Source organism: Bradyrhizobium sp. dw_411 (genome assembly GCF_018449695.1).
Classification (GTDB): domain Bacteria; phylum Pseudomonadota; class Alphaproteobacteria; order Rhizobiales; family Xanthobacteraceae; genus Bradyrhizobium.
This window is the reverse complement of sequence record NZ_JAAVUY010000005.1, coordinates 398166-413150: the sequence shown is the minus strand read 5'-3', so window position 1 is coordinate 413150 and position 14985 is coordinate 398166. Positions and strand designations below refer to the sequence as shown.

Below are 14985 nucleotides of genomic sequence, written 5' to 3'. Positions count from 1 at the left end.
GATGAAATCTTGCTGGCCGCTTCTCACCGACGACCAAATCCGCGCCGTGCTTGCCGCGGGCGGTTACCGCTCGGCTGCCACGTCGGTTCGTGGCATCCGGTCGTTTCCGGCGGGGTGCGCGGTGGCGCTGCAGTTCGGCGACAAGGTAACGGTGGATCAAAGCGGTCGCCCGACCCAGACCATTCAATGCAGCCTGCGGATCAATGGCGAGGACGATCACACCGACAACGTCACGCGATGGCGGATCGAGAAATGGTGTCCCCGGTCTGCGGGTTCGGACGCATTCAACCTCGCGATCGAAGCCGACCTCGTCCTCGGCAGCAATATCTCGCTTGTCGATATCGCGGCTCACGGTGGCGATGCCTACCGCCACCTGCGGATGTTGATTGCCGACGCGCGCGACACCCTGATCGAACTCGCCGTGGACCGGCAGCAGTTAGAGGTCACGGGCCCGGCTGTTCGCATAGAGGCGCGGCAACTGCGCGATCTGATCGCCGGCCGCAGTGGATTCGTCGCGCCTCACCGCGCGCACGTGTCGTCGCAGTATTTACGCGTGACGCTCGTGGCCTGTGATTGGCTTGCCGACGAGGTGCTGCCCGATCTCGCGCGCGCCGTTCGCGCGGTGATTGTGCAGGCGAACCTTCCGCGTCCATCCGATCTGCAAGGGGAAGCGGCGAGCAGACGGCGTTTCGACGACATCCGCGTGGTCGACAATGTCTCGCTCATGCCCGTCCACGAGCCAGTCCAATGACCAATACCGATCGCCTCAACCCATCTGTCACGGAGACCGAAATGTCTGACGCCATCATCAGCAAGCTCACCCTCGATCACCTGCGCGATGCCTTCCAGCAAGCCGGCTATCGCGTCGAGATGATGACCGATCCGGTCGCCAATACTCCGTATCTGCGTTCAGCAACCAGCGGGCTTGCCTTCGATATCCGGCCCGGCAACCGCATGATCGACGACGCCGCGAGCTTCGCCGACGTCGCATTTACCGCCGTACTTCGGGTGCAGGGCGAATTGCCGCTCGAAATCGTGAATCGCTGGAACGCGGAGCGACGGTTCGCCCGGTTGCAGCTCAGCGCCCCGTTCCTGGTGTTTTGCATGGACGTCTCCGTGGTGGGCGGCGTGGCGCCCGGTCATTTCCGCAGCCAGATCGAGATCTGGGACCGGCTGTTGCAGGACTTTGTCGCTTATCTGCGCGAGGAGCTGCGCAAGCTCGTTCCGGTCAACGGCGCGAACGCGCCGGCTGCTGTGAGCGAGCCACAGCCGGCGAAAATCGCTTCACCTTCCGTAGCCGAGGCTGACCAACCAGCCACCATCCAATAATCCGAACGACTGGTTTTTGACATGACATCCCGATCTTCCGCTCGCGCCGCCCGCCGTACTCGCAAAGGATTTGCCATGTCGAAGAATAGTCTGAGTCAGGGCGGCGGCGCACCGTTCACGCGGCCAGCAATGTTATCGCGTCGAGCCTTGCTTGCCGGCACAAGCGCCCTGGCGCTCGTGCTGATGGCGCCCGGAATTGCCAGCGCGAGGCCCGTTGGCAGTGGCGGCGCGGTGGTTGCGGCGCCGCAAATCGCGAGCGATGCGGCAATGGCCGCGCAGCAGGCTGCGATTGCAGCAGCAAAGCGCAGCCAATACTCGCTGTCGCGCACGACTCAGGCGATCCAGGCGATGCGCGCTGCGCAAGATGTGGCGCACGCGCTGGCGCGAAGCGCGCCGCCTTCGACATTCCAAGGAATGGGGCCGAACGGGCTAGTGCCGGTCGCAAATCCCAATAGCACGACAGACGGATTGACGGATTGGATCGGAGCCAGTCAGCCGGTTCAGACTCCAGGTACAAGCGACGTCACGATTCATCAGACCCAGAGCAGCGCCATCCTGTCGTGGAACAGCTTCAATGTTGGCTCCAACACCACACTGACATTCGACCAGCAGGGCAATGCAAGCTGGGTCGCGCTCAACCGCGTCGTCGGCAACGCCTCCCCAAGCCAGATTCTCGGCACCATCAAAGCCGACGGCACCGTCCTTATCATCAATCAGAACGGTATCATCTTCGGCGGCGGCGCGCAGATCAACACAAACTCCCTCATCGCATCGACGCTTGAGGTGGGGCGAGCCATAGACACAACCACGAATACCATACGGACGCTTGCGCAGCGCAACCAAGAGTTCCTGGCCTATGGACTGATCGGATTTGGCGATGTGAACGGAGGAGTTGGTGGAGAGTTCTCACCATCGACATCGCCCACGATAAATTCGCCGACTGGGTTGGTGACGCAGACCGGCAGTACCTTCACCTATCAAAGCTCCGGTTCGATCCTGGTGCAGAATGGCGCGCAGATCGCTGGTGGCGAAGGCGGCTACATCTTGCTCGCCGCACCGGTGATTGAGAACGCAGGTCACCTGTCAGCGATGGACGGTCAGGTGGTTCTCGCCGCCGGTGACCAACTCACCTTGGTGCGGGCGACCGGCGCCTCCGACAGCATAGCGCCGGGAATCCGTGGCTTCCTCGCTGTTCCGGGAAACTTAGTTGCATCGTCACTTAAAAGCGTAGTCAACGATGTCACAGGTCTAATTGAGAGTCCGCGCGGCTCAATTTTCTTGGGTTCTACCGATGGTGGCGCTACGGTCAATGCTGGCGGCCTATTCGCTACAACAAGCGTGTCACGCAACGGCGCGATCGAGGTGTCCGGCACCACCATCGAAATTGCGCCCAACAGCATCATCGCCATCACGCCTGACAACAATGGCGAAACCATTCCGCAGGATTCAACCTCGGTCGCAGATTTCAAACCCTCCCAGATCACAATCGCTAATCTGAGCACTCGACTTTTTCCGCAGGCGGACAGTTCGGCTCTGGTCGATATCGGAGCCAACGCGTTCGTTTATGCTCCGTCGGGTAACATCGTGATCGGTTCCAGTCCGGGCGCCACTGCTATCACGGGCACGGCTGCGACGTCGCGGGTATTCGTGGACAGCGGTGCTGTGATCGATGCGTCGGGCTTAAAGGACATCCTGATTCCGGCCTCGCGCAACCAGATCGCCATCTCGCCCGTCACCGCCAACGATCTCGCCGACGATCCGAGCCTGAAGGACAGTTTCCTGGCGGGAATTACCATTACCGTCGATCCGCGTCTCTCCGGCGTGCGCGCCGACGGCGTCGCGTGGATTGGTTCACCGCTCATCAGCGCGGCCAGCTATTACCAGCAGGTCGGTGTCTCAGCCGCCGAACTGATGACCAAAGGTGGTAATGTTACGCTGGGGGTGAGCAGTTATAGCGGCACCGGTGCTGCGACGAATGCGCCAAACGTCATCGTCAAGGCCGGCGCCACCATCGATATCTCCGGCGGCTGGGTCACCTATCAGGCCGGGACCGTCCGCACCACCCAACTAGTCGATATGTATGGCCACGTCGTCGATATCGGTCATGCCGATCCGAACGATACTTACATCGGCATTTACAATGGCTTCACCGTCAACCACGCGCGCTGGAATGTCGTTGACACTTATTCCGATCTTCTGCGTACGGGCAGCTACTACCAGCCGCAATATAATGAGGGCCGCGACGCCGGATCGCTGACTGTCAAGGGTTCGGCGGCGGCGCTCGACAGCAGCACGGTGTTCGCTCAGGCGTTCCCCGGCGAGCGTCAGCTTCTCAATGGCGAGATCGGGACTGGCACTTCGGCGGTCTATGGCGATGAACGTGCGGTACAGGCGGCGCCATCACAATTGCCGGTCGGCGGTTTCCTGTTCATTCAGGCGCAGGCGCAAACCCTCGGAGGCAACGCCAACAATCCCTACACCGGCGGCGGTGACATCATTGTTGAATCGGCCGCGGACTACCAGCCAAAGACGACCAACCTAACGTACGGTCAGACCGTGCAGACGACACCGGGCGTGGGCGACAACGTCGGCACGGTAATTGTGCCAACCCGCGATCCAGCTTCTCAGCTCAGCGCCGGTCAGCTCGGGACTATCGCGCTGTCGGATGGATTGCTGTCTAACTCCGGCTTCAGCCAGGTCTCGCTGCACACGAGTGGCGCGGTGACGGTGGCGGCCAATGCTGATGTCGAGTTGGCGCCGGGTGGTGTGTTCGATGTATTGGCGGGCCGCAGGATCACTATTGACGGCACCGTGTCCGCGCCGTCAGGGAACATCACGCTGGTTACTTTCGATAGCCGGCTTATTTCGGCGGGTGGCTCGGTATTTTCAACCGCTCAGGCGGCCGTTGGAGACTTTGACATCAACATCAACGGTATGCTCTCCACGCGAGGCCGATGGGTGAACGATTTCGGTCTTAATGACGGGAGCATCGATGGCGGCGCCTGGCTCGATGGCGGCTCCATCACGCTCTATGCCGCGCCGCGCGTCTCGACTGTTACGTCCGTCCTGTCAGGGAATACGCCGGCAACCTCGACTGATCTTTCCGGCAGCATCTTTATCAATAGCGGTTCATTGCTCGATGTTTCCGGCGGCGGACGCATCGACCAGAAAGGCAAGTTCAATCTCACGGCCCACGGCGGCAATCTCAGTCTCTACGACGAGACCAGCTATTTCGAAATCGCGGATTGGGGAGGCAGCAATGGCAATCCCGGAAGCCTGGATGGGTTCCGGGTTAATGGACTTCAACATGGGACAGATGTTGGCACACCATCCAACTATGTCCCGGTCAATCCGGATCAGATGAATGCGCGGGTCTCGATCGATCCGAATGCGATCCGGGCACAGGGCTTTGGCGGCGGCGGTACCTTCACGCTGACGACGCCCGAGTTCGCGTTCAGCGACGATGCATCGAGCAATGCGAGCGCCAAAGCGACGACCTTGCCGCTGTCGTTCTTCTCCAGCGCCGGTTTCGCCAATTACAAAATCACCTCCTACAAGACGGATATCATCGCCAATCCGTTCAATAATGGTCTTGGCGGCACCGATGCCGTTCTCGCGACGCAAACGCTCACCATCGGCAATGGCCAGAATCTCAATCTGACCCAGACTATGCTGCCGAGCGTGCTCAATGTGGATCAGACTTCAGCACTGCTTAATCTTGCCAGCGGGGGCGATCTGTTCTCGTTGCTGTCGGCCTCAGTCCCTGTCAACGCGTGGGATCGCAGGGGAGTGAACCTCACGCTGGGTGGCCTGCTCGAACTGCATGTCGCGCAAGGCGGCAAGATAACAGGCGATGCCGGTTCTTCTCTCACGATTTCCGGTCTTCTCAACGAGGGCACAATTCGCCTGCCGGGCGGCAGCATTGTCCAGCAGACCATTCTGCCAACACTCTATACTGAGGCAGGTGTTCTTGGCATCCATGCGCTCTCGGACATCTTCAGCACAAATCCCGACGGTAGTATCGATGAGAGCGCCGCGAGTCGCTACGACTCAAGTTTGACCAATGCGCAACTCGCCGGAGTTGGCTCCCCAAATGCGACGCCGCATCCGATTTATTTGCTTGGTATGCTTGATGCCGGTGAAGGTATTGAATTAGCGCCCGGAAGCCTCACGGATCTTTCCGGTGTTAGCATCCGCAATCCCTATGCGGCGGGTGCTGGCAGCATCGCCACTGGCCGGATAATTGCGGGCGGCACACTCGCTACGCTCTCGAACGCGGCGCTTACCGGGCAAAAAATATTCCAGCCAGCACTGGGATCCGTTTATCAATTATTGGCATCGTCAAGTCGCTCCTCAAACGGAGTTACCCAAAGCGATCTTGATGTCGTCCAGTCCGGGCGCAGCATGGTGCTTGATCCGGGTTCAACGCTCAATCTCTCGGGTGCCTCGGATACTTACGACCAGTTGACGACAGGATCCGCGGGGTCCCTGACCAATCAACACTACGTTTCGACGAATGTGTGGAGTGATGCCGGCACGCTTTCGGCCGGTGCCGGCGTAACGCTCACCGGCGCCAATATCCTCGCGCACGGCGGCGCGACGCAAGCCAACGGGGGCACTCTAATCGCGCTCGATCCGGTGCTGGCGCAGCACGATCCGGGGATGCCCACCGCCAACCTTATCTCCGCCGATCTTATCACGGCGGCCGGTTTTGACACGCTGGTGGCGCTCGGCAGCGTCAGCAACACCGGAGGTGATGTCACCATCACGCTCGGCCGTGGCCTCTTCCTGGAATCCCGGCCTGTGGTCAACAACGGAGTCGCTCTCAATCCCGACACGCTTGTGCCCACGCTGAGTTCAACTGGCGGCACGTTGACGATCAACGCTCCGTATGTCGCCTTCGACAGCAATTTCGATACGATCTCGGCGCCTGCTCATGGTGCAACCAATGTCAACGGCAGCGTTGTCTTCAACGCATCGGCGATTGATTTCACTGGCGCGATACTGATTGATCAGTCGGTCGCCAGCGCAACGTTCAACGCCAGCGGCGACATCCGTTTCACAGGCGTGGTCCCCTGGAAGCAGACTTACTTCCCTAACACCGCGCCGGTTGCGACGCTCAACGGAATGATCGCTGCCAACGGTGATCTGACGTTTAACGCCGCCCAGCTCTATCCGACCACCGGATCGACCTTCAGCATCACCACTACGGGCGCATCATCACCCGTGGCCTCGAACGGCGGCACGATCAAGTTCGGCCGCAGCGGTGGCGCCACACCCAACGCACCTTATTCGGCAGGTGGCAATCTGACGGTGCAGGCTGCCAATATCGTGCAGGGTGGTGTGATACGCGTGCCGCTCGGCACGCTGACGCTGGGCGGTAGCGCCGTCGACGGTGCCTTCGCGCCGGCCACGCAGAGCGTGACGCTCGCCGATGGCGGAATTACTTCGGTCTCCGCAAACGGTCTTGTGATTCCTTATGGCACCACCACCGACCAGACCGAATGGTTCTTCGCGCCGACAAACTCCGATCCGCTGACCGCGCCGCCGCAAAAGCTGCTGAGTCTCAACGGCGCCAATGTTACCATCGCCTCCAATGTTACGGTGGATCTCACCGGCGGTGGCGACGTCTATGCCTACGAGTTCGTGCCCGGCACCGGCGGATCGCGCGACGTGCTCGACCGGATGAACCCGGACCAGTTCACCAGCAACAATGGCTTCCAGTATCCCGACGGCCGGCAGGTCTATGCCATCGTGCCGGGTCTCTCGAACAAATCTGTCGCTGCCTTCGACCCGATCTACTCATCCGACTACGGCAATCTTTCCTCGGTAAGCGGAGTGGGGAGCCGGGTCTGGCTCAATGGCGGTAATGGCCTTGCCGCTGGTTGGTACACGCTATTGCCGGCGAAGTACGCGATGCTGCCAGGCGGCATGCGCGTGGCTGAGCAGATCGGCGCAAAGAACGTCGTCGCAGGGCTGAGCGGGACGCTGACGGACGGCTCGATCATTACCACGGGTACTTACGGTAATGCCACCGGCGGGACCTCACAGTCGCAGGTTCGTCTGTTCGAAGTCCAATCTCAGGCGGTCATCAACAAAGAATCTCAGATCGCGCTGACCGCCGGCAATAGCTATTTTGCCGCGCTCGCAGCCCACAACGGCACCGCCGTTCCGCAACTTCCGATCGACGCAGCCCGGCTTGTCATCAATCCCGGCGTTGGTCTGATTGTAAATGCGATTCTTTCCACGGCTGCTGCCCCCGGTGGACGCGGTGCCCAAGTCGATATTGCGGGAACCAATATCGACATCCTCGCCAGCCTGACAGGCGCGCCGGCGGATGGGGCTGTGCATTTGACCGCGGCAAGCCTCACCAATCTCAATGCCGACAGCCTGTTCGTCGGCGGCACCCGCACCGACAACACCGATGGCACGACGACGCTCAATGTCACGGCCCAAAACCTGCTGGTCGAAAACGACTCCGCAACGCCGCTCTCGGCCGGCGAAGTGCTGCTCGCCGCCACCTCGAGTCTCACGATCGCCGATGGTTCGGTGATCGCCGCCACCGGCACGCTGTCCGATAAACGCACCGGCGCTTACCAGATCGGATCGTCGACCGCCGGCTCCGGCACCGGCGCGTTGTTGCGTGTCGCCAACGGGCCGGAACGTCTCGTCAACCGCACCAACAGCACCACGGCGGCGACATTGAATGTCGGGGCCGCCACACTGTCCGGCACTGCGGTGATGTTCGATTCCAGTGGTGCCGACGCTTTGTCGTCCGGCTTAATCATTAACAACGCGAAGTTCGTTGCGGTCGGTGCGCCGCGTATCGGCTTCGGCGCCGATCCTTCGACCTACAATGGTCTTGTCGTTTCCGACGCACTCAAGAACCTTTTGAGCCAGAGCGGCGCGCAACTCACCTTGCGTTCGCAATCGAGCATCGATTTTGCCGGCGGAAACTATGACTTCGGTAACATCCGCTTCGATGCCGCAACGCTCACTGATCTCGATGGCGGCACTGTCGCTATTCATGGCGACACCGTCAGCTTCGGCAACAGCGGTGCGGCCGGAACGGCCGCCGTCGGCGTCGGCGCGTTGTCCGTCGCGGCCAACACGATTGCCTTCACGGGCGGCGCAGTGGCCGCGTCGTTTGACGACGGCGTCACGCTCTCAGCCGCCAATGGCATTTTCTCGCAAGGCGTCGGCAGCGTGCTCGATGTCGGCGCGGCGGCGCTGATGATCCATACGCCCTATATCGGCGATCGTGCCGTGACGCTTGTCGCTGGCACCAATGCCACGATTCCCGATCTCACGCTTTCGTCCACCGGCGCTGTCAATATCGACAATGCCGGGGCAGGGACGCTTGCCGCACTCACCGGTATTCCGGGCAGCGCTATTACCATCAACGGCCTGTCGGTCGCGGTCTCCGGCACCACCATCAACGCCACCGCCGGCAAGGTGCAGATCAATTCCACCGCCAGCATCACGCTGGCCGATGGCGCGACGATCGAGGCGCCGGGTTACACCAAGGTGTTCGGCGACAGCGTCGATCCGACAACCCAGAATGCTCCGGGCGGCTCGGTGACGCTGGTGGCTCAAAATGGAAACATCGCACTCGGTAATGCGACGCTCTCGGTCGGCGGCGGCGCGGGCGACGCCGGTACATTGACGCTATCCGCGCCGCAAGGCGGGGTCGATTTTGGCTCCGCGACGCTTGACGGCACCGGTGCGGCCGGGGGCAGGGGTGGCAGTTTTGCTATCGATACGCTCGGCGCGGTCGATCTTGTCACGCTCAACAATCGCGTCGGGGCGCAGGGCTTCACTGGCGGCTTCTCGGTTCATACCTCGACCGGCGATCTCTCGCTTGCCGCTGGACAGATTCTCACATCCGGCTCGGTCAACCTTACCGCGGATGGCGGGTCCGTCATCATCGCGGGCACCATCGATACGTCCGGCATCAACGGCGGTGATGTTGCTCTTTATGGCCGCGGCGCAGATGACCAAAGCGGCGTGACGCTGACCGATAGCGCGCGCATCTATGCCTATGCCAACGGTTACGCTGCGGACGACGCACGTCAGGCCAAGGGCGGCAACGTCACGCTCGGCACCGACTTCATCTCATCGACCACCAATCCGCAGACCAATTCCGACGGTTCGATTACAGGGACCAGCGGCAAGATCACTGTCGCAGCGAATGCCATCATCGATGTGTCCGCCAAGCGCCCCGGCGACCGGCTGGTGCCGCTCGTTCTCAATGGCGTCAAATACTACAACTACGTGCAGGGCGATCAGGGCGGCACCGTCACGCTGCGCGCGCCGGTCATCTCCACGGGCGGCAGCACGCCGGCCGACACCGTCAACGTCTCGGTCGCGAACGCCAGCAGCATCGTCGGCGCGCAGGAGATCGATCTCGTGGGCTTCAAACGCTGGGATCTGGCAGGGGTGGCGAACAGTAACCTCTACACCGGTGTCACCCTTAATGGCACCGCGGTCACACTCGATGTTACCGCTGGTCTGGATACGGCCAATGCCGACGGTACCCAGGCGACCGTCGCTGGCATCAATTTCCTCGGCGATAAAGGCCCCAGCGATGGCAGCGCTCCGACGCTGGTCGACTTCATCCAGAATTTCAATGTAACAGCCGACAACAGCAATCTCGGTGGCCTCGCGGCTCAGACAAACTTCCACGCCAAGCCGGGCACGGATCTGGCGAACGACGGCTCGATCACGCTCGCGTCAAACTGGAATCTGGCCGCCGGTTTCGTCAACGTGACGGCTGCGACCGCCGCCAATCTGATGGGAAGCGAGACCTTCACGGGTGCCAGTGGCAGCGTAACCATGCCCTACATCCTGCCCGGCAAGGACGCCGACGTTTTCGCCAACTACACCACCATGCTCTATCGCACCGACCACGGCAGCGTGTCTGGCGAAGCGCCGGTGATTTCGTTGCAGGCGGGCGGCGATCTCGCCATCAACGCGAGCATTAACGACGGCTTCTTCCAGTTCCGCGACCAGACCTCGCCGGACTATCTGGCGGCGTCCATCGGCAGCTCGACTAAGACTCTTATCTTCCAGGTCGGCGCCAACCCCCTCCTGGGGCCGACCTTCAATGCCTCTGCCAGCGTATCAGGTACGTCCACTTCGGGCGGAACGCTGCCGGCGACGCTTTACGTGCCATATATCGCAGGCGGAAATTCCGCCGCGCCCCCGATGGTGGGAGATCCTTTCGGCTCCGCCGATCTCATGCCGCTGTTGCCGGGTAATGCCGTTGCTTCGTCCTCGTCGTTCAATTTTGTCGCGGGCGCTGATCTGTCGCGATCCAGCACGAATGTCCTTCAGGGCGGTGTAGGCCCGTTGCTGGTCAATCCGGCTTCTAATGGGAATCTGAGTGTCGCCGGCGACTATACCTACAGCTATGGCGGCAGCTTGGTGAATGTTCGTTATGAGAACACATTCAACACGACGACGGCTGGAGTTGTAACCATCGCCAATTCGTCCACTTCAAGTACATGGGAAAGCGATGTCATCGCAAAAGCCCTGAGCGTGACTAGCGCAATGGCCAAGAATGTCTTTTATGGACCCAACGCCAATCAGGCCATTCTGATCGGCAATGATGCGACCGCCAAGAAAATCAGCAGAGAAGGCAGCTTGATCTATGTCGACTTGCTGTTGTCGTCGGGGCAGACCATAGGCGGCGTCCCGCTGACGAATGATTTGACCAGTGTTACCTTGCGAGACATCGCCAAGATTTCGGATCCCAGCGATCCGAAATATGATGCCTATCTGCACACTTTGTACATGAGCAGTGCCACCAGCCCCACGGCGTCCAACGACTTCTTCACCGTCGCAAGCACAAGCGCAAGCATTTTGCCTGATTCGTCGACGGCCGCAACCCAATTGCACATCATCGCGAGTGTGAAGACTACGGCCTATATCATACAGAAGTATGTTGATCCCTACTTCGCGGGGGCGAGCACCGGTCAGAGCGTCGCGACAGTCAGCTCGCTGGTACGTACTGGGACCGGTTCTATCGCGATGTCGGCCACGGGTAACGTCGATCTGCGTAACGGTTCGATGCCGAGATACGTTACAGCGAGTGGGCAGACGACCACGGCAGCCGATCTCGGTGGATACCAACTGGGCGGAACCGCTGTTTACACAGCCGGACACCCGGCGGTTACTGCTCCGGTTACGATATCCGATCCCGACACGGGCGCATCTATCATGGTCGATCCAACAGCTTTCCTGCAAACGGGGACTAATTTCTCCTCGCGACCGACCTATGGCTACGGCAATTTCATCACGGGAAACACCACTTTAGCCAGCGGTGCCGTTGGCGTCCTCGTCGCCGATCCTGTGTACGCCGAAGGCGGAGGCGCCATAACAGTGACGACAGGGGGTGACGTGCTTGGCCGCCGGGATGCATCCCTTGGAAATGCCATCTCTTTTCTTGGCAGCAATTTTACCTGGATAGGTTCGCCGGATGAACCATGGCGGAGCGGGAGTGTCGGCAACACCACTTCCGGGCTGCTTGATGCACAACTCTTTAAGGGCGGGATCGGTGCCCTCGGCGGTGGCGACGTCGCTATTCGTGCAGGACGAAATCTTTCCGATCTTACGGTTGTTGCGTCAAATTCGATGGTAACGGCAAATGTCACAGACGGAAACACCACCGGCCAGGCGCTGATGACCTTTGGTCGCGGCGACGTGACCATAACTGCGGGATCCGACCTCCTCGGCGGCAGCGTGGACATCGCTTCCGGTGTGGGATTCATTACGGCGGGAGGCGATTTCGCCAGCGCAGGACTCATTAAGGCATTCAACGCCTCCAACCGACAATTCAGCTCTGATAATCTTCTGCGGCTACAGATTGCGGACGCGACTGTTACTCTCGACGCAGGCGGCACCGCGACAATCGAAGGCATTTCGGCCTTCGGTCCGATACAAAGAGTGCCAAGTACTCCTGGTAGTCCGCAAGCGTTGAGCAATTTAAACGCATCTGGGTTTTATTCTGAGAATGCCGCTCTATCTGTCGTCGCGAACGGCTCCGTTCTTGTCGCCAATAAAGACGATAGTCTGCTCACTCCCTTTGCCAGCGCGGCTGGCACAGGTGGTAGTCAACAGGCCGTTTACCCGGGCACGTTCGGCGTGACCTCTATCACCGGCAATCTCTCGGTGAACACGGGTGGGACGAATGAAGGGCTCTCGGTGTTGTTGATGCCAAGCCCGAAGGGGCAGTTGCAGCTCCTCGCCGGCGGTGACATCGCGCCGTCGACGATTGCGATGCTCGACGCCGATCCCGGCCTCCTGCCTGGATTGTTTTCATCTTTCCAGTCGAGTGACACACGCGTCACGTTCGGCGTCGCACTTGCGTTTCCAAGTGTGCTGCCGAGCACGCCCGACGAAACTCGCACCCAACAACACAAGCGGATCGCAACGCACGCAAACGATCCCGTCCCTGTACGAATCAATGCGGGAAATGACATCGGGACATCGACATCCGGCCTGACCCTTTCCGTGCCGAAGCAGGCGCGCATCGGCGCGGGACGGGACATCATCAACATGATGTTTTTCGGTCAAAATCTGTCAGCAAACGATATCACGCGGGTCGTCGCTGGCCGCGATATTACGGCAACAACGCAGATTTCAGTGCCCGTCATAGGAGTTAAGAGCGGCGGGCAGGTGTTGGGCGCGCCGGAGCCTGCGCTGCAGGGCAATACCTTTGTGATAGGTGGTTCCGGCACTTTCATGATTGAGGCAGGACGCGATCTTGGTCCATTCCTGAATTCGGCGACGGTCAATTCCTTCAAGGGGGACAGTTCACCATCTGTCACGGAAACTTATGGTGGCGGCATTCTTTCCGTTGGTAATGAATGGAATTCTTCGCTGCCGGCAAAGAGTGCAGACGTCGACGTGATGTTCGGCGTCGCCAAGGGCATCAATTACGATGGCTTCCGCGATCGCTATCTCGATCCTGCCAATATCGCGGCTCTGCCGTCCTATCTGGTGATGAAGATCAGCGGTGGCGGCACGGAATCGATCTATGCACCGCAACTGATCCAGTGGATGCAGCAGCCCGCGAAAAGCTTGTTGACCGCAGCCTATGGCACCAGCGACGTGGACTACGCGCAGGCCTATGCATCTTTCAAAGCGCTGCCGGAGCTTCAGCAGCGTGCCTTCCTCAATCAGGTCTACTTCAACGAACTGAAACAGACCGCCGTTAAAGACGGCGTTTCTTACTTGCAATATTCGCGTGGATATCAGGCGGTGAATGCGCTGTTCCCGGCATCGCTTGGTTACACCGCGAACGATCTGAGTGGCGGTTCGAACGGTGCCAACCAGACGGTCGTCACCGGCAATCTCGACCTGCGGCTCGCGACGATCCAGACCGAATGGGGCGGCGACATCGACATCTTCGGCCCTGGTGGCCGGGTGATCGCCGGCTCGACCGTGCGTACCGACGCTCAAGCGGCGCGCCGTACTTATAGCGGACGCCGACTACTCAGTGGCTATCTGAGCGAGATATCGTCCATACCGCCCGCGGCGATTTCCGTGATCCCCCCGGGCTACGAGGGCGTATTGACGCTGCGTGGCGGCAACATCAACACCTTCACCGACGGCGATTTCCTGCTCAACCAGAGCCGGCTATTCACCGAGGGTGGCGGTGACATTGTCATGTGGTCGTCGAACGCCGACCTCAACGCGGGTCAGGGGCCGAAGACATCGGCGAACTTCCCTCCGGTATTGGTCAAGGTCGATCAGAACCTTTTCGTCCAGACCGATAAATCGGGTGCCACAACAGGTGCTGGCATCGCCGCGCTGCAGGCGGCGCCGGACTCGCCGCCCTCCGACGTCTTCCTGATCGCTCCGCGAGGCACGATTGATGCCGGCGCGGCGGGAATCCGGTCGTCGCATGATGTCAATCTCGCGGCGCTGCAAATCCTCAATGCAGCGAATATCCAAGCGCAGGGAAATACGAACGGTGTCCCAACGGTGCAGGCACCGAATATCGCCGGCCTCACGTCGGCATCGAATGCCACGGCCGCCACGCAGCAAACCGGTTTGCCGGGGCCGTCGAGTGGTAGTGGGCAAAGCACGGTCATCATCGTGGAGATCGTCGGTTACGGCGGCTCTCAGGGCACTGAAGGAAACGACGACGATGACCAGCGCAAGCGCGGCCAACAATAATCCGAGAGGGCGGCGCGCTGGATCATTGACGCGTCTCCTCCAGCGGATCGGTGCCGCGTGCGGCATCATCGTCGCCGGCGTCGGAGCAGATCCTTCATCTGCTCCTGCGGAAGGCGTCGATTATCGCGCGGCCAATGCGGTGCCTGCGTCCTGGCAGGATTTTGCCAAGCAGTTGCAGGCGCGGTTTCAGGAAAGGCTCGCGGCCGATGACGCCGCGGCCCGCAAGTTTCAGGACGGCATGGCCAAGCGTGAAGCCGGTGCAGACGCCGCGTCAACGACACTGGCCGTGCGCGCGTGGATTCTGCCGGACGGCAAGATCGAGCGGGTCGAGGTCGATGGACTGAGCGACGATGCGGCCATGAATTTGCGCGTTCTCCTTGCGCGCGGCAAGGTCGGCGCGCCTCCGCCGGACATGCTGCAGCCTTTGCACCTGCGCCTCCGCGTGCAGCCGAAAGATCAGCCGAACTGAGG

General features: G+C 60.6%; 4 protein-coding genes. All 4 read left to right on the top strand.

Translation table 11 applies throughout. From position 1 onward, the window contains the following. The first annotated feature begins 1 nt into the window (after position 1). The 4 genes from HB676_RS11115 to HB676_RS11100 all read left to right on the top strand — a co-directional run bounded on the left by HB676_RS11115 (position 2) and on the right by HB676_RS11100 (position 14983). Complete coding sequence (locus tag HB676_RS11115; protein ID WP_213737828.1) at positions 2-751, top strand: hypothetical protein; 750 nt, start codon at positions 2-4, stop codon at positions 749-751. Between the two features lie 41 nt (positions 752-792). Then, on the top strand, positions 793-1329 hold the full coding sequence (locus tag HB676_RS11110) for a YbjN domain-containing protein (protein ID WP_213737827.1): 537 nt from the start codon (positions 793-795) through the stop codon (positions 1327-1329). A gap of 75 nt (positions 1330-1404) precedes the next feature. Continuing rightward, positions 1405-14514, top strand: coding sequence for a filamentous haemagglutinin family protein (locus HB676_RS11105; protein WP_213737826.1), 13110 nt, complete (start codon positions 1405-1407; stop codon positions 14512-14514). Next, entirely contained in the window at positions 14486-14983 is a 498-nt protein-coding gene (locus HB676_RS11100; protein WP_213737825.1) for a hypothetical protein, read from the top strand. Before HB676_RS11105 ends, HB676_RS11100 begins: the two co-directional genes overlap by 29 nt. Positions 14984-14985 lie beyond the last annotated feature (2 nt).